Below are 24,775 nucleotides of genomic sequence, written 5' to 3' on the forward strand. Positions count from 1 at the left end.
GATGATTAATTCAGATAAAAGGTAACATATGTTACAATCCCTAGACTTTAAGTAAGGTTATTAATGCTTCAGGTTTTGGTGGTGGATAAAAGTGCAATATTTTATATTGTTCTGTAATAGCTATTGAACCAATATAACTAGCATTTAAATTGAAGCTATAAACATTGACATTTTTAAAATCTTGAACCAATGAAGAGGATACTAAATGGGATCCATCTCTAACAGGTATTTTCAAAAATTCGTCATCAATACCTTTTCCTGTTGCCTTTACAATAGCTTCTTTTCTTGTCCAGAATTTATAAAATGTATGTCTTTGAAATTCAGAATTATGAATGAAATTTATTTCTTCAGCACTAAACACTATTGGCAGGATTTCTTCATATTCGAATTGAGGATTTATATACTCAACATCAACACCTAACTCACAATTACCAATTGCGATTAGAGCAAAATCACCTGCATGAGAAACGTTAAAAAACAAAGCTTTATCAGCTTTAAGATAGGGTTTATGATTGCTATTCTTTTCGAATTGGACTTCTGAAATATGTATTTGTTTTTCCTTAGCTAATACATATTTTAGGATACTACGACAAATGACAAATCTCTTTTTGTCTTTAACGTCTCGATATCTTTCTGCTCTTTGAATCTCAGAAATAGTTAATCTTTTTAATAAAATATCGACAATTCCATAATACTTAGATAATTCAATTTTGAATAATTTAATATATGAATCGGTATTATTTTCTTCGTCTATATTAAAATCAAAGATTTCAGAAGTTTTACTAAAAATGTTACATTTGGAATTATTATTCTCCATCACTTAACACGCTTTCTAATAGTTCACTCACCTCATCAACTGCAGGTGGTAAAAACATTTCTGAATGATTTCCAGGAATCATGTGCTTACGAATTCCTCCCTTCGCGATTTTTTTCCAACCTAAATTCTTATAATCGTGAGTGAAATAAATATCTTCAGTTGATCTAAACAAATCTACTTGTATATCTTGTGGAATTAAATTGTAACGTAGAAATGCCACGGCGTGCATCTCGTCAATCTTAGAGGTGCGATTGAATTGTAATTGATATTGTTTTTCTCTTCCATATTTTAATCTTAAATATAATCCTGAAAAACTTATTTTAAGTAATTCAACCCTACGTTTAAAATTCTTAACACTACTAAACATGTTAAAGAGCATGAAAAAAAGTTGACCCATATTATAAAGACGAGCAATTGTCCGTTTTACTGCAGGATTTGAATAGGAATAATGAGGATAAGCATAACTATCAAAGAGTGCTAAATTTTTCACTTCTTTTCCTTCAGCCTTTAGTTGTTTTGCCATTTCAAAGGCTACAATACCTCCAAACGAAAATCCTCCTATGGCATAAGGTCCATCAGGATTTATAGTCTTAATTTCTGATATATAATGAGCTGCCATTGCTTCTACAGAATCATGAGGTTCAATATCACCGCTAAGACCTTTAGCTTGTAGGGCATAAATAGGGTGTTTACCACCTAATATTTCTGATAAATTCTTAAAAACCAACACATTATGATTTGCTCCGTGAACAATAAATATTGGTATTTTATGGCCATTAGTTTTTAAGGGTACTAACGAATCCCAGGTAATATATTTCTTATCCAAATATGCTGCCAGTTTCTTAATTGTTGGTTGCTCCAATAACGCAGCAAGCGGTAACCTATTTCCAGTCTCTTTTTCTAACCGAGTCATAACTTTGACTGCGATGAGAGAATGGCCCCCTAATTCAAAAAAGTTACTATCAACATCTATTTTATCAATTCCAAGAGATTCTTGCCAAATCGTAGCAACAAGTTGTTCTGAATTACTTTGAGCAAAAGTTAAAATTGCTTTTTGTGAATTTATTGATGCCGAAGTGATCAAACTTTTGCGATCTATTTTCCCATTTAAAGTCGTAGGAAATTTATCTAAAGTAATCATTTCCTGAGGCACCATATATAATGGAAGTCGTTCTTTTAAATACGCCTTCCAATTTTGTTCTAAGACCTGAGTTGCATTTTTTAAATTATTAGTAATGACAAATGTTTTTAAACGATCTTCATCTATTATTACTACAGAGGACTCTATTCCGTCTATTGTATTTATAGCTTCTTCTATTTCTCCAAGCTCTATACGGTGACCACGAATTTTAACTTGTTGATCAATACGACCTAAACATTGAATTTCTCCAGTAGGTAATAATTTACCCAAATCTCCTGTTCTATAAATAAAGGCGTTTTCATCTATATTAAAAGTGTTTTTCAGAAATTTTTCAGCTGTTAAGTCCGGACGCTTCCAATATCCCTTTGCTACACCATCTCCTGCTATGCACAATTCTCCAATCTTACCAGGTACCACTAATGCACCGTTTTCATCAAGTATGTATAATTGCGTATTTGCAATGGGATGCCCAATAGTTATTAACTCATCATCTGGCATAATTTGCTTTACAGCAGACCAAATAGTAGTTTCAGTAGGACCATACATATTCCAAACTTCATCAACTCTTTTGAATAGTTTAGTGGCTAAGCTCAATGGCAGTGCCTCACCTCCACAAAGTGCTTTTAGAGGTAAGCGGTTTTGCCAACCTGCATCAAGCAACATTTGCCACGTAGTTGGTGTTGCTTGCAACATTGTTATACGTTCTTCTTTAAGAACATCTAACATTAAACGAGGATCTTTAGCTACCTCATCCCTAGCAACGACCAACGTTGCTCCTTTTAACAATGGCAAAAATAACTCGAGTCCAGCTATATCAAAAGAAATCGTTGTTATGGATAAAAGTCTATCTGCTTCTTCTATACCAGGCTCTTTTAACATACCATATAAAAAATTAACAAGATTCTTGTGAGTTACTTGAACACCTTTTGGTTTACCTGTTGAGCCAGAAGTATAAAGCAAATAGACCATATCGTCTAAAGCTATTGAAATATTTAATGGTGATAACGAGTATTTTGATAGACCTAAAAATAGATCTTCAAGCATTAGTATCTTCGGAATTGACTCTGATGATAGCGTAAATTCATTAGATGAAATTAAAACCTCAGCTTGTGAATCTTCTATCATAAAATCTAATCGCTGCTGAGGATAACTCGGATCTAAAGGTAAATAGGCTGCCCCACACTGCATTATAGCCAGTAAGCTCACAACAAGCTCTATAGAACGCGGCAAAGCCACCGCTACAACATGACCAGGATTTATACCTTCTTCTTTTAAACGATGTGCTAATTGATTAACTTGTTTTTCTAAATCGTGATAAGAAATTTCAGATTCTCCATATTTTAAAGCTTGTTTTTCTGGTGAAGCTTGGGCTTGCCTTGATATAAGTTGATGCAAAGTTGATTGCGGATAATCTACTTTAGTACTATTTAAAGTATTATACTGGGAATCATCTACTTTTACAATATCACCAATTTTAATATCAGGATTGTCAACAACAGTTGCGATGATATCTTGAAAAGAAGTCATCATATTTTGAATTGTTTCCGATTTAAATAGATTTGAATTATAGGACCATTCTAAAACAAGTTCTTTTTCTGATCCCGAAGCATTCAAAAAAAGCTCAAATATTTCATAAGCTCTAGGATTGCTTTTTAAGACATAATCCAAACCCGAAAAGGAAACATCATTGTCCATTCCCATATCAATATTAAAAACAACAGGTACTAATGGAACTCTTGATGGGTCTCTTGCAATAGATAGCTTTTGTAATAATTCTCCAAAACTAAATTTTTGATGTTCATAGGCATCAAATAGTTGAAATTTACGTTGTTTAAGGTAATTACTGAAACTAATATTTGAATCAATTTTACTACGTAAAGGCAATAAATTTACACAATGTCCAATCATTTGGGTTTTATCACTTGCTGCTTGGTCAGCTGATGGCAATCCCAAAACAATGTTGCCTTGCTCTGTTTGTGTGTATAGAAAAATCTCAAATGTCGATAATAGCGTCGTTACAAAACTAGAACCAGCTTTTACCCCTGTTTTTTTAAGGGCATCCACCAGATCCATTGGCATTGGCAAATCGAGACGTTCGCTTTTGAACGTTCTAAATTGAGGTCTTGGAAAATCCGTGGGTAAAGTCAGTTGAGGAACAGCATCTTGAAACTGATTGAGCCAATAATTTTCATTGATGGTATGTGCATTACTCGCTAAATATTTATGTTGTTCATCTGCATAAGCAGAAAAGCTTTCTGGCTTTGGTAAATTGTGAGCGGTATTATTAACGTTTGAAGAATAGAGGCTTCCCAATTCTTGAAGCATAATCCCTAAAGACCAACCATCGCAAACGATATGGTGTCCTGTGAGGATCAAATGATGCTCCGTTTCCGACTTCTTAATTAATCCAACTTTTAAAAGCGGACCTTTTAATAAATCAAAAATATAATTAGCTTCTGAGGATAAATAACCTTTTATAAATTTATCTTTTTCTACATCATTTGATTTCGATACATCATGATAATCAACTGTAAGTGACAGTTGCTTAAAGATGCTCATAAATTTACCATCTGTACTAAAAACAGCTCGCAACGCTTCGTGACGATCGACTAAACTTTGGATAGCGTTTTCAAGTGCAGACTTATTTAAACCGCCTGTTAATATTAGGGATATGGATTCATTATACGCTCTGTTTGCATCTTTATCTCCTAGCTTACACGCAATCCAAATTTCTGCCTGTGGTTGAGTGGTATAAATTACCCGTTCTATTACGGGTCCGCTAAATGGGTTAAAATTATCCGTAGTATTTAATAAAGTAGTGTCTTTCATCAATTTGATTTCAAAAAACTGCATATTAGGCAGTATCATCATTTAATTCACTCTAGAGTAAAATTCTTTTTATCTTTGAGAAGCCCCTAACAAACTTCCTACTACTGAGAGATAAGGCTTGGTCATTTTTGCAATGACATTACTTTTTTTCGCAACCTTTGTATACACCTCTGCAGTAAATCTATTCCAATTAGAAGCATTTAATGAATCTTGTGCAACAGATATTGTACTGGTTAAAGAATGGGCTGTATGCCACCATCCATTAGGAATGAATAATGTTTCTCCTGGACCAACGCTAAAAGTAATTGGAGTGGCCTTAGCACTTAATGGAAATTTTTCTAAATCGATGTTCTTAATATCTGGTATGTCGGAAACCCATGTGTTATTTTTCTTAGGATAAACATATGGCGTTTGATCTGGAGGAAGAACTGTAAACTCCTTGATTCCATACAATTGCGTAATATACGCATGAAGTCCCATATAATCATAATGCACATAAGGAAATTGCCCTCCAGGACTACCCAAGAAAATTTCATATGTATCTGCACCTCTTAAAAATGGCTTAAGCAAAGTATTATGGCTCCAGTCGGGATTTGCAAATGCGAATCGAGGATTAATATCAGGTAGTAATTCTGAATAATCTCTGTCAATTTGCAGCTTACAAGGATATGGAGCAGGGTTGTCAAGTGTAGCAATCTCCATCATATCAATAAAGTCCCCAAGTTTATATTGGTTCCCCTGAATTTCAACCATTCTATTACCATACTTCGATTTAAAAAATTCAGGTGTAAACTTGTCTTTTGCTGACCAATCTTTACAAGCATCTCCTATAACGACAGGGTAATTGGCAAAAAGGTGATCATTGGCAAATTCTTCATACGACATTCCATATTTTTTCTCTACAGAAATGCTTCCGTTGTTAACTAATTCTATAACTTTTGTAGCCATAATTACGTTTTATTTTATAAATCTATTTTTACAAATTTACCCGCTTGTTTAGCATCTGAAACGAACCAAGCAGGATTACCTGATTCATCCATACCTAAACGCGCTCCTGAAACTGGAGGTTGATTCAAATCTTCAGAAGCTTTTATATTTGCATCTACAATATCATCTGTATTCATTTCTGATTTAAAAATACCTGCGCCAATAAGCTCTTCAACACACTCGATAAAGGTATTAATTAAATGCGTAACATCTTCATCCTTAAACGCTGTTGTCATAAAACATGGAAAACCATCCCAGATATGAATTCCTTTTAATCTCATTAGAACAAAAACCAATTCAGAATAAGGAACTTCCTCTAAAAAAGACAATCTCCATAACGATTTAAAATGATTGATTTGAATAGGTAAACTCTGTTTTTTGAAGTAAATATTCAATTCTGTTGCAAAACGATCTGTCATAGCCGCCAAATCATCTTGAAGTTTTGGCCCATTTTCCCTTAAATGAATTAATGACGCTTTTGAAGCTGCTAAAGCTAAGGGATGACGGACAAAAGTTCCAGCAAAATACGTAACTCCAACTTCTGGAAAGGAATCATCTCCAAACTGCCAATGCCCACCATCGAGTGCATCCATATATTTTGAACTACCCACTATGGCCCCAATAGACAATCCACCACCTATAACTTTGCCGTAAGTCGCTAAATCAGCCTTTACTCCGTAGATCCCTTGCATACCTTGAGGCCCCATACGGAAACCTGTAATAACTTCATCAAAAATTATTGCAGTATTAGAAGATCTAGTAATCTTACTAACTTCCTTTACAAACTCTACAGGTTGAAATTCTGGTCTTCTACTTTGGACAGGTTCAATGAGAACAGCTGCCAATTCGTGAGCTCTATCCCGTATAATCTGTAAGCTTTCTTCAGTTCCATAATCCAATATCAGCATATTTTTAACCGCTTCTGGCATAATACCTGGAGCCGCAGGGAAAGATTTCTTCATTCGAGAACCTCTTACTAAAACCTCATCAGTAATGCCATGATAGGATCTTGAAAAAGCAACAATTAAAGATCTTCCAGTAACTGTCCTTGCGATACGCATCGCTCCTAAAACGGCTTCTGATCCTGTATTACATAATGCGGCACGATCGTGTTGTGTGGACTCGCAAAGTAATTGGCAAACTTCACCTGCTAAAGGGTGTTGAGGCCCAACCTCATAACCTTTTTCTATTTGTTCATGTAATGCTTCTTTTATGAAGTCGGGTTGATGACCAAACAAACTAGAACCAAAACCATTTAATACATCTATATATTCGTTACCATCTATATCCCAAAGTTTATTTCCTGAAGACTTACCAACGACCAAAGGGTATACCAATTCTTTTGTTAAAGGTTTAAAACCAGAGACCACTCTTGGATCTGACATATGTGAGCGATGTTTTTGGGCATAAGCCTTACTTCCTGCTGTTTTCTTATTATAGGTAAGAATTAAATTATCTAAAAATGTTTTTTGATTAGTGTTTAATCCTGTTGATTTTCTTTCAATTTTTGGCGATGCACCAAATGGTTTTTGATGCTCTTTCTTTTCATCTTCAGATAAATCCTCTGTTGAAGCTACAACTGGTGCTGATGCCATTATAGGTTTACTTTCCTGAGCCATAGTCATTGGTGCAGCAACATTACCTGTTCCCTGAAGTAACTCCATTTGTTGCCCTAATAATTGTAATTGCTGAGCTATTAAGCTTAATGCCGTATTTTGTGTCTGGTTATTGACAACGTTTACAGATTGTTGAGCAGGTCTATTTGGCAAAGCATTACTTAGAGGTGCCTGTGTATGGACGTGGTTAACTGTTGGTGCAGGTGCATAAAATTCTTTAGGTATCACTTTATCTAAATGATCTGCTAATAAGTTTGGAGACCCAAATTCATCATTCAGCTGTCTAAATGTAATAGGTGTATCGAATTCTTTTTTAAATGTTATTGCCATTTGAGTTAACACTAAAGAGTCTAAACCAAGTTCTAAGAAACTTAGATTAAAATCATTAGCGTCAATTTCAACTCCAGAGTTCTCTTCTATGATCTCTGATATTTTATTAAGAATTATAGGTTTTCTCATAAACTTGGTATTGATGTTAGGTAAAGGATCAATATATTGATCTTCTATATATTCTGTTTTGTTGATAAGGTTACTAATTGTTGGTTCTACCGTTAAAGGCTCTACCCAGCATGGCTTGCGATCAAACACATAGGATGGCAACCATAATTTCTCTCTAATTTGATCTCCGTAAAACGTTTTCCAATCGGGTTCTACACCGTTTAACCATAAATCACCAAGTGCTGATAATGCGGTATGGTATGCACTTTCATTTTCCTTAGGATATGATAAACTTGCAATAGAGGCCAAAGATTTTAGACCTTTTTTCTGCATTGATAAAGTTGTTAAAGCACGACCAGGCCCTATTTCTAGTAACACTGGATCTTCTAAACCTAAAACGGTTTCCATTGCGCCAGAAAAATTTACGGTTGATCTTAAATGATTTGTCCAGTATTTAGAACTCGTTGCTTCTGCATCAGTAAGAAAATCGCCAGTTACTGTGGATACTATAGGTAAGCGAGGCACATTCAATGTAACTTTATTAACTTCGGCTTCAAAAACCTCTAATACAGGATCCATCATAGTTGAATGAAAAGCATGACTAGTCAGTAGAATCTTGTTTGCAATGGTCTCTTTATCTAAGACTTTTACGAAATTTTCAACATCATTATCAGGTCCTGAAACTACTATTAAATTATCTGAGTTGATAGCTGCAATGGATAGTTCTTCTGGAATTAAATTCTTTAGGTCATTTATAGTTGTCCGAACAGATAACATACTTCCACCTGGTAATTCACTTACTAGTTTACCACGCATTGTAATCAAATGTAAGGCGTCTTCTAAAGTAAATACACCAGCTAAATGCGCTGCTACAAACTCGCCAATACTATGACCACATAATAATGTCGGTTTTATGCCCCAACTCATCCATAGTTGTGAAAGTGCGTATTCAATAATAAATAATGCTGGTTGCGTATATTGGGTATCTTTTAATTTACTTTCTGCTTCTGTTGAATTTTCTTCAGGATAAATTATAGCTCTTATATCTAATTTTAAGTCAGATTTTAATAATTCCGCACATTGATCTACAGCATCTCTAAATACTTTTTCACCATCATATAGCGCTTTACCCATTTGAAGGTATTGTGAACCCTGCCCTGGAAATAAAAATGCCAATTCACTTGGTACCAACTTCAACACATTAGATTTAATACCTTTACTATCTGTAGACAATAATTTTTCTTTAGCTTCAACGACATCTTTGGATACAGCAAAACTTCTATGTGCAAAAGCTTCTCGAGTACTACTTAAAGAGTGCGCGACATCTGCAAGCAAAAGGTTAGTAGATGAATCTAAATAGTTCGCTAATGCTTTTTGGTAGCCAACCAAACTATTTTCTTTTTTGGCAGACCACGTTAAAAGCTGAACAGGGCGTCCTTCATCTGAAATTCTCTGCTGATTTTCATATTCTTCAACTACGATATGAACATTTGTTCCACCAACACCAAACGAACTAATTCCTGCTTTTCTGGTGCTTTTAGAGTTCCAAGGAGACAATTTATTATTGACATAAAATGGACTGTTTTCAAAATCGATTGAAGGATTTGGTTTTACAAAACCTAAAGACGGAGGGATTTGGCGATTTTTAAGTGATAGTACCGTCTTAATTACACCTGTAACACCTGCTGCTGCTGTAAGATGTCCCATATTACTTTTAATAGAACCAATAGCACAATAACCGTTGACAGCTTGTTTTCCAAAGGCCAGTTTAAGTCCTTCTATTTCAATAGGATCTCCAACAGGTGTTGCTGTTCCATGAGTTTCTATATAACTTATATCAGATGGATCAATATCTGCATCAAATAATGCATTAGCAATTGCGCCAGCTTGCCCTTCTATGCTGGGAGCTGTAAAACTTCCTTTATCACCACCATCATTATTAATACCAACACCTTTAATAATACCATGAATGATATCACCATCTCGTTTTGCATCTTCTAGATTCTTAAGCAATAAAACACCAGCCCCATCACTAAAAACAGTTCCTTTCGCATTTTCATCAAAAGAACGACAATGCCCATCTGGACTCATCATTGAACCTTCTTCATACAAATGTCCACTATTAATAGGAGTTGTAATACTAGAGCCTCCGGCCAAAGCGATATCACAGCGACCATGTCTAATCGCATCTGCTGCTTCCGCAATAGCAAGTAAGGATGTGGAGCATGCAGAATGCACACTTACTGCTGGTCCTTTAAGGTTTAAATGATAAGCTGTTCGTGTTGAAATATAATCTTTCTCATTAACTGTACTAGCTTGGAAAGCACCTATTCTATCTATAAGGTCTTTATTAGGAAGTATATTACTCTTGAAATAAGTGTTCATTCCTGTACCTGCATATACACCAATACTTCCATCAAAATGTACCGGTAAATGACCGGATTGCTCCAATACTTCCCAAGCTATTTCTAAGAATAATCGTTGCTGAGGATCCATCGCTTCTGCAACTTTTGGATTGATTCCGAAGAATGCAGCATCAAACTCTTTTACAGAAGGCACAACACCACGCGCGCCAACATAAAGCGGATCGTTACGGAGTGCTTCAGGAATAGAAGGATCTAGTTCATCTGGTGTGAAGAATGAAATCGTTTCCTTACCATCTCTTAAAACTTCCCAGAGTTCTTGAATAGAATTGGCACCAGGAAATCGTCCTGCCATTCCAATAATTGCAACATCAGAAGTTCCATTTTTTCGTTTTTTAGTTACACTAGGTTTAAACTTAGATTCTTTTAGAGGTTCTAAATAATTGGATAATTCTGAAATTGTAGGATGTTGATATAGCTTTATAATAGGTATTTCATAATTATAATTTTGTCGTAAAGTTGCAACCGTTTTTTGAGCTAATAACGACGTACCACCCATTTCGAAAAAATTATCTAAAATGCCAATTTCAGGAATTCGTAATAGATCAGCCCAAACTTTAGTTATATTTTTCTGTATTTCAGTTACTGGTTTCTTAAACAATGGAGCTGTGCTTGGCCTATTATATTCAGGTAATGGCAATAGCTTCTTGTTAATTTTACCACTTGATGTTTTAGCAAAGTCTGTTACCCAAATATAATAGGCTGGCAACATATAATCAGGCAATACAGCACTAACCTGTTCTTTAAAACTTGTATTGTCCTCTGGTGGATTATCCGATTGCAAATATGCTATTAACTGTGATTGATCTGACAAATGATTACTAGCTATTACTACGGCTTGCTGAATATTAGGTAATTTATTAAGCGCTAATTCTACTTCGCCAAGTTCTATTCTATGACCACTAATCTTTACTTGTTCATCTTCACGACCTAGAAATTCAATGTTACCATCTGGCAAGTAGCGCGCGATATCCCCAGTACGGTACATTCGGGTTTCACCTTTATCTGAAAGTTCTATAAATGAAAATTTTTCGTTTGTTAGAGCTTCATTTCCTAAATATCCTTCTGCTAAACATACACCAGCGATACAAAGTTCTCCAAGTTTACCTTTTGGCACTTCTTGTTGTTTTTTATCTAATATATATATAGTTGTATTATCAATTGGTTTTCCTATTGTAGGCAATGCTGGCCAATCATCAGGATCCCCTTCAAGTTTTAATTCTGTAACAACATGACATTCTGTAGGACCATATTGGTTAAACAGTTTACAGTTATCTAGTGCATTAAAAAACGTACGTAACTGATTGGTGATTTTTAATTGCTCACCAGCCGTCATTATCTCTTTTAAACACGATGGGAAGAGCGCCAAACTTACTGCTGCCTCTGCTAAAGCTTGTAATGCCACAAAAGGAAGAAAAAGTCGATTGACAGCATGTTTCTCTATTAATCTTATAAGAGCGAACATATCTAATCGTTGATCATCGCGAATTAAAACAAGTGTTCCTCCTGTGCTTAAGGTTGACATAATCTCTTGAAATGAGACATCAAAACTTAATGGTGCAAATTGCAAGGTGCGTGAACCATTTTTACATGTTGAATTTTTATTCTGCCAATTAATAAGATTAACCATGGCTTTTTCACCCATACAGACCCCTTTTGGTTCACCTGTAGAACCTGAAGTATACAATATATAAGTAGCTGTATTTTTAGAACTTGACTCATTTACCCCTTTATCGATAGATTGTTTAAGTCCATTAATTAATGGTTTAAGTCCAATTGCTATCACTTTACTTTCATCCGCCTTTGTTGTTAAACAAAATGAAAGTTTTGAATTAGAAATAATTCCTTCAAGCCTTTTTTTAGGATATCCGAAATCAATTGGTAGATAGGCTTTACCTGATTTTAAAATTGCTAATACGAAGATTATTTGTTCAACACAACGTGTTGTAGGTACACCAATAATTTCTTCATCTTTAGCATGACTCAAAATTGTATTATAAATTTTTGAGACCGCTTCCTCTGTTTGTCTATAGGTTAGCTTATCTGTTTCTGTTATTATACAAATATCATCTGGATAAGATTTCGCTGCCTTTTCAAAAAGTAGATAAACTTGGCTATGGTTACTCATTTTCTTCCAATTTAATTATTGTAAATATTAAAATACTTCTACTACACTTTTATGCAATTTATTGTTTCTTAAGTACGATATAATATTTTTAATATTAACTACGCTTTTATTAGTCTTAGAATCAAGGGAAAAGACTAGACTGTAATTAGTTAAATTTTGAGGGGAAATTTTTCGAAATTTAAAAAAACTTTTAAACCTACATAACAAATATTAGATAAATCGTTTCTTTTGTCGTTCAAAACCAATAAAATTCATCAATATCAAAAACCTCTTGAATTTTTGCCATTAAAACATCAAACATAAGTTAAAATATAATCTCTTTTACAAAACAAATAGGTTTTATTATTAAAAATTACAGTTCATAAAACAAACAAAATCAATATCTAACACCATAAATGTACATATCGCTATTAGATTAGTCTCCGATAGAAAAATAGTTGGTTAAGGCTTAAATAATAAACTATTAGAAATTTTAATTCATAAAATTCCACTAACCGTTAGTATATCTAAAATTAGTCAAAAGCAATAATTATAAACCATTACAGCTTTATAACATCAATGAAGATTGATATTATATACTACAGCAGTGCGATTGTATACTTCAGAGGTAAGAACAAATCTATTACGTTCGCTTCAAACAATTCATAAATCAAAATCTCACATAAAATGAAATTTCTGCAATCATCTACTAAAGTCATTCAAATTTATGATAATTGAAAAGCTTTTTTCGGTCTTGGAAGTACAACGATATATCCTAAGTAACGGGCTAGTTTTTCAATGAATTTAGATTTTAGCTAATACCATATATAAAAAGTTATTAATTTTTTAGTGTTCAATCCCCTGTATTAATTCTTTGTTTTTGATTGTTGTAATTAGAAACTCCATACCCCATATTCCTAACATCGTTAGAAAATATATGATAGCAAAGGTAATGTATGTAGGGGTGCCTCCAGTTGTTGGCATTATTGGTAGTGATACGGCAGTATAATTTACCATTGTCTGTAATAGAAGAACACACAGGCCACTTTTAGTATGTTTGTAGACAAAAGCGCACATACCAGCAAGTCCCATAAAAAATATAAATGCAGGTAAAATTGGGATTTCAGGAAATGTCCCCTCCCCAAGAAGTATTATGGGAATAAACCATAAAGTCCAAAAAACAGCAATAATTTGACTTGCATAAAATGGCTTCACGAATTTTGACAATTGCCGAATACAATAACTGACCCAAACAACTTCTCCTAGGAAAGCCCAAACTAAATTGGCCATATAACCTCTAAAGGTTGTAGTAATGAGAACAAAAAACGTAGAATATTCAACATCAAAATAAAGAGCCTTTAATAGTAATGTAATACTAGCTATAGTTGTAGGAAAAATTAAACACAAAAAAATCCATTTTGGATGCACTTTCCAAGTTAGCATGGGCTTAAATAAATCTCTAATGCCCTTATTGCCTCTAGTAAATTTTATTATACAAATTAATATAAACAATAGAAGAATAAATCGACCTGTATTGTATATAGAACGAGACATCATATCGTTGATCCTAGCCTGAACAAAAATTAAATTGGATAGAGGGCCAAGTACTAGAAAGATCCAAATCTCATATTTTCTAATAAAAACGCGCATAATTAAAATAGTTTCAACGAATATATTTTTTTTTTGTATATAAGAACAGCTGTTCCTAAAAAAAATCAGGAACTGTCATATTTTTTTATAAAGAATGTGGTAAAATTATGATCGACTCAATTAACTAAAGACTCCTTAAGATTGAATATTTTTGACATGACCACTTTATAAACCTTAACCATCCATGCTAGTTTAGGATAATGGATTTTCGTGTTTAAATATAATTCATCCATAAAGAAATTCCAATTAAATGCGTTTACATGAGAGACTGCTACGGTAAGATTAAAATCATGCATATAAGTTGTATGCCACCAACCTGCAGGTACAAATAAGGTTTCTCCGGGTTTTAGTGTCGTTTTTATAGCTTTTGCGTTCTTGAATAATGGGAATTTGTCATAATCAGGATTCACTATATCGACTGGGCTGCGATGGTGGTGTCTTTTATCTGGATAAAAATAAGGGGTCTGGTCGGGTGAATATAAGATAACATCTTTCTCTCCTTTTATTTGTGTAATTTGAGAATGTACTCCGAGCCAATCAAAATGCACGGTTGGAAAGGAACATCCATATCCACCAAAAAACAATTCATGTTTATTAGTGTGTTTGGCAAAAAAATTACTTAAAAGACGACTATTTAGTCTATTTGATTTGCCAAATAATATTTCTGGTAAACCGCCAAAGTTTTCAGAGAAATCTTTAAGAGCATCAAAAGTAATTGGATACGGAGCTTTATTTTCTGGCGTTGACGCTTTACATAAATCAATTATTTCTGATAATGAATAGATTTTTCCGTCTATGGTTTTAGATAAGTGGTTGTAATTAGACTTCAAATACTCGGGTGTGAACTTTTCTGATGATGTCCATTCAGCTTTATCAGTAATTACAACAGGTAATGAAGATTTTACATAATTATTATAAAATGCTTTTTTAGACAGACCACTACATCTATCTATTTTGGATATATTAGTACGAAATTTCATTTTTATAAGTTTTTAATTATACAAAAAAATTAACCTTTTAACATAATTACTACCCTATTAACATCATTAATAATAAGGTAATGCTTTAGAATGATTCGCTACTAATCGTTACTGATTCAAACATAGTCAATTAAATTTAATTAAATTGACTTTTTAACAAATAAACAGTTAACAGACAGCACTTTACATACGGATTTTAATTAATTGTGTTTTAAATTTCTTACATTATCGAATTCTTATTTTTTCAATCAATACAAATAACTCATAATGATTTTAAAGAAAACCAGACATATTTTCTGACGTTTTCAAGAGTATATAAAACTGAAAATTATTTGCTATTAATAAAAAAGGAAATAGATTATTTGGTAGCTATCCAAGAGATTTTCGAACATTCACAGAAGCTAATTGGTTATAAACCATGCTGAATACATTTAAAATTAGTATTCTAATATTTAAAGTTAAATAATAGATATCAAAAAGCAGCTATCATTATAGAAACACTTTGATACAAGATCATGACTTCTAACCTAAAACTAGAATAGAATTGCCCATTATCTGTTCTTATCAAGCTTAATGAGCTCAATACTTGAAATGAAATTATATTAACTTGGAAGCAAAAAAAACCAAAATTATCGAATTTCTAACATGAATATTTTGCTCCAATAAAAGTTTGAGTACCACCTTTAGATACTGGCTTTTGTGAGAAATGCCATAAATTAAATCCTGCGTTTTTAAAAAGCTTAGGATAGTTATGCGAAAATGAAGGCTCATTTCCATAAAGCTGCGAGTTAGGGTTTGTTTCAAAATTATGATCGCTACCATTAGGTTCTATCGCTATAAAGATAGTTTTGTTCAATCGGTTTATTTCGTTAAAAAATTCCTGTAAATTTGGTTCTAAAAAATATTCTAAGACATCTCTCGTCACAAAAATGGTATTACCCTGACCGTGTCTTTTAATCCAATCTAATGCATCTGAAGCTACAAACTCGAGCTTTTTGTTAGAGCTGAATTTTTTATTATTCTTTTCTACCTGTTTCTCACTAAGGTCAATACCTACAAAACGATTAATTTTAGGAAATTCTGAGGATAAATAATTCAAAACATATCCATTACCTGTTCCTATTTCTACTAAGGTATTAAACTCTACTGATTGACTAGATAACTCTTCTTTAAGTAAATCAAATATAAATGTACAATTCGGTAAAAAGTGAGTCTCAAATAAATCTTCCGTTTCTACAAATAATTCTGTAGCTTTATTATTACGCCAAAAATCAACGTTCAATTTTGCTATTGTTTCATGATCTTGTATTTTCTCAAGTTTATTTACAAGTACATAACGCATTAACCTTTCCTGAGTGGTCAAATTCTTTTTATTCATATGTACTAGCGTTATTCTATTTTCTGATAGTTCGCGTGCCTTTTTTGGTCGAAGAAATACAAGTACATCACCTAACGTTCTAGCAATCTGCTGAATAATTTTTGATTTAGTATTAATACTCATATGTAACAATTTTATTATATCAGTTAAATTTAAAAGACTAAGTTACACTTATAACTTAAAGACGAAAATATCAAATTATAAAAATCTATTTATATGAAAAGAGCATTGCAATTCTATAAAAAAAAATAGCATGCTTAGTTTTTATCCTACGAAAGACAAATATTTATGTTTAAAAGTTTACTATGACGCCTTATATTGTAAAATTAATTCTTAAAAAGAATAATTTATTGATTTTTTTAAGTATTACAATTTATCTATTGAAACATTACTTTCTAAATCTTACTTTTACTTCCCAATATGGATTCACTTACACAAATCATTTTAGGAGCTGCCGTAGGCGAAGCTGTCTTAGGTAGAAAAGTTGGCTATAAAGCCATTTTATACGGAGCTATTGCTGGTACGATACCTGATTTAGATATTTTTGCGTCGTATTTTACGGATACCATTTCTGCATTAGCCATTCATCGCGGCTTTACCCATTCTATTGTGTTTTCAGTACTTTTTGCTCCCATTTTTGGTTGGCTCGTATCTCGATATGAAAGCTATAAAAATTTTAAAGGTTGGAGTTGGTTATTTTTCTGGGCTTTAATTACACACCCTATGTTAGATGCCCATACCACATGGGGAACACAACTCTTTTGGCCTTTGGATTTAAGATTGGCGTTTAAAACCATTTTTGTAATTGACCCACTATATACACTACCTTTTTTGGTGTTTTTAATTTTAGCAATGTGTCAAAAGCGTACTTCACAAAAACGTCGTTTGTATAATGGTATTGGCCTTACGATTAGTACCGCGTATTTAGCGTTAACGTTCATATTAAAAGACGTCGCATTAACACAATTTGAAGACGAATTACTAATGCAAAATATTAATTACAAAGACATAGACACGCGACCATCTCCACTTAATACCATATTATGGAATGCGAATGTGGAAACTAAAAACGCCTATTTATTAGGAACCTATTCTTTTTTTGATACTAAGGACATTACGTTTGAAACGTATCCTAAGAATCATGAATTATTAGGAGACTTAATCAAGAATGAAAAAGTAAAACGCATGATTGCGATTTCTGAAGGATGGTACACTATAAATAAAATTGACGACCAATTATACTTTAACGATCTTCGTTTTGGATTACTAAGTATGGCACCTCAATCTCAAAATTTTGTGTTTAAATATTTAATTGAAGTAGATCCCTCAGGAAATGTGAGCTTTATTGAACAAGAAAAAACACAGCGAGACGGTAAACAACTCATGTTAGATTTATGGCAACGTGTTAAAGGAAATTAATCACTTCTCATTTACTTTTTTCTACCGTTAAACCACCTAAACTCATTAGTCCTAATAACATAACCTATTCTAATCATACTCTGTGATTGCTGATAATTGAGCAAACCTTCAGCTTGACCAACATACCATTCTAACATTAAATATTGATTTGAGATGTTATTACCAAACGGATTATAATAAACGCGTGCTCTAACAGATCCTTTACCTTCAAAATTCAAACCTTTACGCAACCTTAAATCAAATATCAATTTATCAGGTTGATACGTATGAGACACATTAATTTGACCTAATCCAACGTATTCTAAAAGATCTGGGTTACCTTCTTTATAGGAAAATGGTAACCAAGCTTTAAAACTAGCTACTGTATTTTTATAAATACCAGTAGTGTATTCTAAATTTATACGGTTCCAACTACGCGATGCAATACTATCTCTACCATTAGACTCATGCTCAAAAGATAGCGTCCCTACTCCTTTTAAACGATTCTCTTTATCATAGAAAAACTTACCTATCGCTATAGAAGGATTAAAATTAATATCCTTAAATGGAAACGAATCTTCATAGATATTCCAAAATGACTTTTGGGTATAGGTTAAAAACAAATAGGTGTCTAATGGTAACTTACTTCGCGTCAAGATTTGCTTAAAACTTATTTGGTATTTCGCATTAGCTGTAGCACTATTAATGGCTTTATTCGTAGGTACACCTGAAACTAAAAAGTTGTCTTTGTGAATGGAAAAATAAGGCTGCGTAGCAATAGAATCTTGAAGCTCTTCTTTCGTATAAGCTTGTGAATAAACTGTAGCTGTTGTAAAAGTCACTAAAATAAAAAGAGTAACTATTTTCAGTATTTTAAAGTTGTGTATAAATCTAGTCATAAGAAGTTGCAATATTTCAGGTCGTATTAAATTCTGAAAACAAAGATGATTAATTGTAATCAGCTTAATTAACTCATATACACTTAACACTAATCTAGAACAAAAAAATAAGGTTCTATTTTTTTTAGAATGTAATAAGAGTAATCTAAATTCTAAATGAGCACCACTTCTATTCTTTCTATAATTACATTTATATGATATCTTAAAAATCTATGGAGCTCTCAATCATTTTAGTCTTTATCATCATTGGTGTAAGCATTCTACTTTTTATCACAGAGCTCTTTCCTGTTGATAAAATTGCGTTTTTTATAATTGTAGCCTTGGTCTTGTTGCAGTTAACAACACCAGAAGAAGCCATTAGTGGTTTTGCCAATCCGGCTACAATTACAATTTTAGCCTTAATGATATTAGCCGTAGGACTTGAAGAAAATGGAGTAATTCAATTACTCTCAGATGGTATTAAAAAACTAAAAATATTACCGCTCATATTATTAACTCCTGCATTTATGCTGATATCTGCAAGTATATCGGCATTCATCAGCACTACCGCTGTGGTTATTATTTTTATAAAAATTGTAACAAGATTATCAGAAAAATATGGGTTCTCATCATCCCGTTTATTAATGCCCATTTCATTTGCTGGCATACTTGGCGGGAGTTGTACATTAATGGGAACATCTACCAACCTAATTGTAAATGCCATTGCTAAAAAACATGGTGTAGAGGCGTTTAGCTTTTTCGAATTCACTTGGTATGGCATTGTCTTTTTTCTAATCGGATTAGTTATTATGACCTTTGCTTCACGATTTTTGCCTAAGACCCCAAAAAGAAACCTATCTAGTGATTATAAAACTGAATCTTATGTGTTTACTGTTAAAGTAACTGAAGACTCTCCATTGATTGGTAAGCGATTCGGCGAAATTGAATTTTTAAACCAAGAAGACTCTAAGTTACTGAAATTAATTAGAGACAATCAAGTTATCAATGACCCAGGAAAGTATATAAAGCTTATGGCTAAAGATAATCTAGTATTGATGAGTGATTTAGATAATTTCCAAGCTCTAATGAAGGAAAACGGTTTTGTTTTAAATGAAGAACGGCAAAAAAAACAACTTGAAAACTTAAGCGACATCGATGGAGATAAAGATCTAACCTATATTGAAACGCTTATCTTACCAGGCTCTAATCTCATAGGAAAAACCCTAAAAGGTTTACGTCGTATGTCATTTGAAGGGGCGTTTCCTATCGCTATTAAAAAGAGAAGAAACTTAAGAAACACTAAAGAACGACTGTTAAGAAAAAACATAGATGACATTAATATAAAACCTGGAGATCGAGTATTATTAGAGATGCAAGAGCATAAAATTTCAGACTTATATAATATTGAAAATATTGCCATTTTAAATGAGCATGAATTTAAGCCTAATGTCTCAAAATCTAAAAGGATGATTGCGCTTTTAATTTTATTGGGGGTTATTGCTCTCGCAGCGACAAGTGTGATTAGCATTTTAACAGCATCGCTCGTTGGTGTTTCTGCCATGTTACTAACCAATATTATTCAGCTAGAGAGTGTGTATCAAAAGGTCAATTGGCAAATCGTTTTTTTACTTGCTGGTATGATTCCTTTGGGAATTGCGATGACTAATAGTGGAGCTGATATTTGGTTGTCAAAACATTTACTGAATATAATGAGTAACCAAGATCCAACCATTGTTTTAGGATTACTCTTTGGTATCACCATAATTTTGTCTGGGGTTATTTCTAATAATGCTACTGCAATTATTATGGCACCAATTGCTATTGCTGTTGCGAGTGGCTTAAACTTAGACATAAAGCCATTTTTATTGGCTGTAATGTTCGGCTCTAATTTTAGCTTTTTCACACCTGTAGGTTACCAAACCAATACATTGATTTATGGCACTGGTGCTTATAAATTTAAGCACTTCTTAATCATTGGAGGTATTTTATCTATAACACTTTGGATTGTTGGCACGCTCTTACTATCAAGTAATTTGTAGCGTATTAAACAGCCAAAAGCTAGGCACAAGGGCTATCACTTTTCAACGATATTGCCTTTGTCCATTTCTTTCCGTATTTGTTTGATGGTCAATGTACTGCCATCATGACTCCAACCTGGAGGTCCAAATATATACATCAACTTGTGATACCAATTCTTAGACTTTTTCATGTCCTCCCAAATATTTTTGTATTCGTGGGTAAGAATAACGTATAAGTTGTAAGAATTTGGAGGTGTTGACACTCCGTATTCAATGTCAATAGTTTCGTCTAATTCTTTCCATGTTCCAAAAATCCTATCAAAAATATTTAGAAAACCACCGTGGTTTTTGTCCATATATTCAATATTTCTGGCATGATGCACTTGGTGCATTGTATGGGTATTAACAAACTTCTCAATAAAACCCATTTTCTTAATATACTGTGTATGCAACTGAAATTGCCATAAGGCTTCAATACCTAAACACACTACAAGCATCTCTGGTGGAAAACCAATCATTACAATCCAAACATAAAAGAATGGTTTATAAAAAATAGTAAACCAACCGTTTCTCACCGCTGTTCCTAAATTAAAATTATCTGAAGAATGGTGCACTATATGTGCTGCCCAGAAAAACCGAACCATATGATTTTGTCGGTGAAACCAATAATACGTAAAATCATCTAAAAGCATACAAATTCCCCAAATATACCAAGCATATCCAAAAGATTCGTATCCCATAATATTTGTTCTAACACCATCAACAAGGGGATTAAAAATATCATAGGCAAAATTAAAAACCACGACGATAGAAACGGTTTTTATTAACGCAGCAAGCACAGCAGATCCAACACCAAGTGATACACTCGACAGTAAATCTTTCCATTTGTAAAGATCCTTATTATCTAAAACCTTGCTATATGTAAGCTCTAAAGCAATAAGACCTAAAAAACACGGAACACCGTAAACTAAAGGGTTTGTAAAATCCATGTACTACTAATTTTAAAAATTTGGGTTGTTTATAAAAGTCTAAATTCTGAAGAAAATAATTCGCTAATACCTTTCATTAAAATCCGATAAAAATGATTAACAAAAACAATCAACGTCGTGATACTAAAAATTAATTTGTGAATATACATCAACATGACTAAAAATCCGAATTTTTCAATCTTGGTTTTTTAAATTTTAAGAATAAACTCGAAAAATCAGTATGAATATATAGAAGTAACTGTTTTAACCGGGTTTTATTTTAAATAAATAGCGATTGTTTACAACACTACGAAATCAATAATTAGGAAAGAGAATTAGCAACTACAGTTTCCTTCAATAAGAACTATAAAAACACAAAAAAGCCCTAAAAAAAAGGGCTTTAAAAGTGATAATATCGCAATTAAGATTCTAGTATTTCTCATTTGCTTAATCAGCCTATTGATTCATTGCCATGTCGTGGTCATATTTACAACAACCAGGTAAACCCTCATAGGCTTCTAAATCACCTGCCACTTTTTCTGTATCATAACCTGAAGCTGCAATGGCTTTATGAATTGCCATTTCATCTGTTTTAGAATCGTCAAATGACACCGCTATTTTCTTTTTTTCAACATTCCAAGTTGCGTTTTCAACACCATCAACAGCATTAACTGCTTTTTCAATGGTAGACTTACACATTCCACAGTTACCTCTTACTCCAAAAGAAATATCGGCCATTGCTATGTCTTTCGATGCTTCCGTTGTCGTTGTCTCTGGATCTTGTTTGGTTTCGTTTTTACAACTTGTGAAACCTAAAGCAAAAATTACAGCGACACTTAAAATTGTTTTCTTCATTTTTAAAAATTTAATTGTTATTAATGGATTTATGTTTATTCTATTATTTGTTTCACTTCTCCGCAAGTCAGCATTTCTCCTCCAAAATAAGGGTTGACGACATTTTCTTCTTTACTCAACCAATAGGCTCCTTTGTTATCATCTCCCATTGGGCAAAATTGATGATACACTTTTTCATTGATTCCAAATACTTCAATGGCATTTGTTAAGTGAGACGAAAGACTTTTAAAATAGCGACGTTGATCTTCTATTTTAGAGCTCTTTGATAGTGAAGTCGCATCAGCTTTTATCTTTTTTTCAATATCCATCCAATGCTTATGCGTCTCTTTATCTGTTAATAATGCCATATCTACGTTAGATAAATTAGTCAATAGTTGTTTTGATGCTACCACAACATTCTTTAAATCATCTTTTACCAAAACATCTTTTAATTTGATATAATCATTAAAAACTACTTTTAGTTGCTTTTGAAATTCTTTAGACACTTCCACTCTTTCATTCATATTAGAATGATTCTCATTGTTTTCCGAAGCCATATTCCCCATTCCAAGATGTCCCTCATGACCTGTCATGACTTTACCTCCGTCTTTATTCATCATTGATTTTTTGCCTTGTAACTGAGCTGCGGCATCCACCGTAAATGTTCCTTGGGTTACAATTTCATTTCCAGCACTTAACCCATTCAAAACCTCATAATGCTCCCCAATTTGATTCCCTATTGTAATGTCGCGCATTTCAAAAATAGGTTCGTCAGGATTTGCTTTGATATAAACAACCGAGCGTTTTCCGGTCCATAAAACAGCTGTGGACGGTATCATTAATACGGTTTCTTTAGTTATAAAAGTGTTGCTTTTAACTTTACCTTCAACAAACATTCCCGGTTTTAATGCATCATCTGAATTATTGAGCACAACTCTTAATTTTACAGTTCGTGTGTTAGTATCTAAAATAGGATCTATAAAATCGACTTTCCCCTTAAATATTTTATCTGGATAAGCTTTAGTGGATACCATGACCTCTTGACTTGTTTTAAATTGACCGATTTGATTTTCATACACATCAAAATTTGCCCAAACGGTTTTTAAGTTCGACACTTTAAAAATGGGTTTCCCATCCATAATATGAGACCCTTCATTAATTGAAATTTCGGTAACCACACCAGAAACATGCGAGTAGATGGTAAAACTTGTTTTTACCTGTCCGGTTTGCTCAACCTCATCCAATTGGTTGCCATGGATCATCCAATTCTTAAACTTATTTCTCACTGCATTATATAGCTGCGGTTGCGACGCTTTTAACTTATAGGCTACAATTAATTCTTGTTGCGCTGCAATAAGTTCTGGTGAATAGATTTTAGCTACAGCTTGTCCTTTATTGACCTTTTCACCTAACGAATTCACATACAACTTCTCTATTCTACCATTAAAATGGGCTGGCATCGTTGCTGTTTCATTCTCATTTTCTGTGATTTTTCCAGATAAAACAAAACCTGCATCTCTATCTAAATTACCATTACCAACAATAGACGTTTGGATATTAGCTAAGGCCACAGCGTTTTCTGACAACTTAAATTGATCTGCCATTAAACCAACAGCACTAGTCTCTGCCGGAATTAAATCCATGCCACAAATAGGACAATCACCAGTTTCGGGCTGCATAATTTGAGGATGCATGGAACAGGTCCACATTTGATTGCTTTCTGCTACAGCATTGTGATTATGTTCTGTTTCGGTATGTGTAGTACCACCAAAAAGCAGCCATCCTAACAATACTCCAACTGAGAGAACAGCTATATATATGACTATTTTATTATTTTTCATTTTCTAATCGTTTTATCATGGCTTTCATATCTTCTATTTCTTTACGCTGTGCTTTAATAATATCTTCCGCTAATTGTTTTACTTCTGGGTCTTTAATATTTGCACGTTCACTTGTAAGTATTGCTATTGAATGATGCGGTATCATTCCTTTTAACCAAAGTACATCTCCAACAATTGGCGCCTGTGCTCTTACCAAACTTAACGCGCTAATAAAAAGCACTAAGCTTCCAACGAGTATTACTGTGTTCTTCTTTTTATTTTCATACATTTTAAGCATGAACAAAAGCATTATCACTGCCATTGTTGAAATTCCTAAACAAACCATATAAAAACGTGTCATACTAAAGTACACGTGATCTATGGCATAAGTGTTTAAGTACATGGCAACGTACATAGCGACAAATGATAGCCCTAACATTAAAAAAAATGTATTGTAATTCCCTTTGTTTGAATGTTGATTGGAATGTTCCAT

General features: G+C 33.2%; 14 protein-coding genes. 2 read left to right on the forward strand and 12 right to left on the reverse strand.

What is annotated here, in order from left to right; all coding sequences use genetic code 11:
• Window positions 1-40: 40 nt before the first annotated feature.
• The 7 genes from BLT80_RS18820 to BLT80_RS18850 form a co-directional block, all read right to left on the reverse strand.
• The gene (locus BLT80_RS18820; RefSeq protein WP_092470907.1) at window positions 41-817 is read right to left on the reverse strand and encodes a 4'-phosphopantetheinyl transferase family protein; all 777 of its coding nucleotides are present in this window, start codon (window positions 815-817) and stop codon (window positions 41-43) included.
• Window positions 807-4,787, reverse strand: a complete 3,981-nt coding sequence (locus tag BLT80_RS18825; protein ID WP_175455650.1) for a non-ribosomal peptide synthetase — start codon at window positions 4,785-4,787, stop codon at window positions 807-809. The genes BLT80_RS18820 and BLT80_RS18825 overlap by 11 nt, the downstream gene beginning before the upstream one ends.
• Window positions 4,788-4,856: 69 nt before the next feature.
• Complete coding sequence (locus tag BLT80_RS18830) at window positions 4,857-5,735, reverse strand: cupin-like domain-containing protein (RefSeq protein ID WP_092470910.1); 879 nt, start codon at window positions 5,733-5,735, stop codon at window positions 4,857-4,859.
• A 14-nt stretch (window positions 5,736-5,749) separates the two neighbouring features.
• Window positions 5,750-12,379, reverse strand: coding sequence for a type I polyketide synthase (locus tag BLT80_RS18835; RefSeq protein WP_092470912.1), 6,630 nt, complete (start codon window positions 12,377-12,379; stop codon window positions 5,750-5,752).
• An 825-nt stretch (window positions 12,380-13,204) separates the two neighbouring features.
• Window positions 13,205-14,008 carry a hypothetical protein gene (locus tag BLT80_RS18840; protein WP_092470914.1) on the reverse strand — a complete coding sequence of 268 codons (804 nt, stop codon included), beginning with the start codon at window positions 14,006-14,008 and terminating at the stop codon, window positions 13,205-13,207.
• Between the two features lie 116 nt (window positions 14,009-14,124).
• Window positions 14,125-14,988 (reverse strand): cupin-like domain-containing protein, encoded by an 864-nt coding sequence (locus tag BLT80_RS18845; RefSeq protein WP_092470916.1) that lies wholly within the window; start codon window positions 14,986-14,988, stop codon window positions 14,125-14,127.
• Between the two features lie 640 nt (window positions 14,989-15,628).
• Window positions 15,629-16,489: a methyltransferase domain-containing protein gene (locus BLT80_RS18850; protein ID WP_092470918.1), complete on the reverse strand. Its 861-nt coding sequence runs from the start codon at window positions 16,487-16,489 to the stop codon at window positions 15,629-15,631.
• 297 nt (window positions 16,490-16,786) lie between these two features.
• On the opposite strand from BLT80_RS18850, the gene BLT80_RS18855 reads away from it, so the two are divergent.
• The gene (locus BLT80_RS18855; RefSeq protein ID WP_092470920.1) at window positions 16,787-17,785 is read left to right on the forward strand and encodes a metal-dependent hydrolase; all 999 of its coding nucleotides are present in this window, start codon (window positions 16,787-16,789) and stop codon (window positions 17,783-17,785) included.
• A gap of 11 nt (window positions 17,786-17,796) precedes the next feature.
• Here BLT80_RS18855 and BLT80_RS18860 read toward each other — a convergent pair whose 3' ends face one another.
• Window positions 17,797-18,663 carry a phospholipase A gene (locus BLT80_RS18860; RefSeq protein ID WP_092470922.1) on the reverse strand — a complete coding sequence of 289 codons (867 nt, stop codon included), beginning with the start codon at window positions 18,661-18,663 and terminating at the stop codon, window positions 17,797-17,799.
• Between the two features lie 212 nt (window positions 18,664-18,875).
• Here BLT80_RS18860 and BLT80_RS18865 point away from each other — a divergent pair, with 212 nt between their 5' ends.
• Entirely contained in the window at window positions 18,876-20,681 is a 1,806-nt protein-coding gene (locus BLT80_RS18865) for an SLC13 family permease (RefSeq protein ID WP_092470924.1), read from the forward strand.
• Window positions 20,682-20,716: 35 nt separating this feature from the next.
• On the opposite strand, the gene BLT80_RS18870 is transcribed toward BLT80_RS18865, so the two are convergent.
• The 4 genes from BLT80_RS18870 to BLT80_RS18885 all read right to left on the reverse strand — a co-directional run bounded on the left by BLT80_RS18870 (window position 20,717) and on the right by BLT80_RS18885 (window position 24,775).
• A complete protein-coding gene (locus BLT80_RS18870; protein ID WP_092470926.1) occupies window positions 20,717-21,649 on the reverse strand; it encodes a sterol desaturase family protein in 933 nt (310 codons plus the stop codon).
• A gap of 435 nt (window positions 21,650-22,084) precedes the next feature.
• Window positions 22,085-22,483, reverse strand: a complete 399-nt coding sequence (locus BLT80_RS18875) for a heavy-metal-associated domain-containing protein (RefSeq protein ID WP_092470927.1) — start codon at window positions 22,481-22,483, stop codon at window positions 22,085-22,087.
• Window positions 22,484-22,518: 35 nt separating this feature from the next.
• The gene (locus BLT80_RS18880) at window positions 22,519-24,303 is read right to left on the reverse strand and encodes an efflux RND transporter periplasmic adaptor subunit (protein WP_092470929.1); all 1,785 of its coding nucleotides are present in this window, start codon (window positions 24,301-24,303) and stop codon (window positions 22,519-22,521) included.
• A complete protein-coding gene (locus tag BLT80_RS18885; RefSeq protein ID WP_092470931.1) occupies window positions 24,293-24,775 on the reverse strand; it encodes a DUF305 domain-containing protein in 483 nt (160 codons plus the stop codon). Before BLT80_RS18885 ends, BLT80_RS18880 begins: the two co-directional genes overlap by 11 nt.

The organism is Winogradskyella thalassocola (genome assembly GCF_900099995.1).
GTDB classification, from domain to species: domain Bacteria; phylum Bacteroidota; class Bacteroidia; order Flavobacteriales; family Flavobacteriaceae; genus Winogradskyella; species Winogradskyella thalassocola.

What these genes read in the sequence shown, in the direction of transcription:
- BLT80_RS18820 (WP_092470907.1), bottom strand. Translation starts at nt 817, where the DNA reads ATGGAGAATAATAATTCCAAATGTAACATTTTTAGTAAAACTTCTGAA.
- BLT80_RS18825 (WP_175455650.1), bottom strand. Translation starts at nt 4,787, where the DNA reads ATGAAAGACACTACTTTATTAAATACTACGGATAATTTTAACCCATTT.
- BLT80_RS18830 (WP_092470910.1), bottom strand. Translation starts at nt 5,735, where the DNA reads ATGGCTACAAAAGTTATAGAATTAGTTAACAACGGAAGCATTTCTGTA.
- BLT80_RS18835 (WP_092470912.1), bottom strand. Translation starts at nt 12,379, where the DNA reads ATGAGTAACCATAGCCAAGTTTATCTACTTTTTGAAAAGGCAGCGAAA.
- BLT80_RS18840 (WP_092470914.1), bottom strand. Translation starts at nt 14,008, where the DNA reads ATGCGCGTTTTTATTAGAAAATATGAGATTTGGATCTTTCTAGTACTT.
- BLT80_RS18845 (WP_092470916.1), bottom strand. Translation starts at nt 14,988, where the DNA reads ATGAAATTTCGTACTAATATATCCAAAATAGATAGATGTAGTGGTCTG.
- BLT80_RS18850 (WP_092470918.1), bottom strand. Translation starts at nt 16,489, where the DNA reads ATGAGTATTAATACTAAATCAAAAATTATTCAGCAGATTGCTAGAACG.
- BLT80_RS18855 (WP_092470920.1), top strand. Translation starts at nt 16,787, where the DNA reads ATGGATTCACTTACACAAATCATTTTAGGAGCTGCCGTAGGCGAAGCT.
- BLT80_RS18860 (WP_092470922.1), bottom strand. Translation starts at nt 18,663, where the DNA reads ATGACTAGATTTATACACAACTTTAAAATACTGAAAATAGTTACTCTT.
- BLT80_RS18865 (WP_092470924.1), top strand. Translation starts at nt 18,876, where the DNA reads ATGGAGCTCTCAATCATTTTAGTCTTTATCATCATTGGTGTAAGCATT.
- BLT80_RS18870 (WP_092470926.1), bottom strand. Translation starts at nt 21,649, where the DNA reads ATGGATTTTACAAACCCTTTAGTTTACGGTGTTCCGTGTTTTTTAGGT.
- BLT80_RS18875 (WP_092470927.1), bottom strand. Translation starts at nt 22,483, where the DNA reads ATGAAGAAAACAATTTTAAGTGTCGCTGTAATTTTTGCTTTAGGTTTC.
- BLT80_RS18880 (WP_092470929.1), bottom strand. Translation starts at nt 24,303, where the DNA reads ATGAAAAATAATAAAATAGTCATATATATAGCTGTTCTCTCAGTTGGA.
- BLT80_RS18885 (WP_092470931.1), bottom strand. Translation starts at nt 24,775, where the DNA reads ATGGAACATTCCAATCAACATTCAAACAAAGGGAATTACAATACATTT.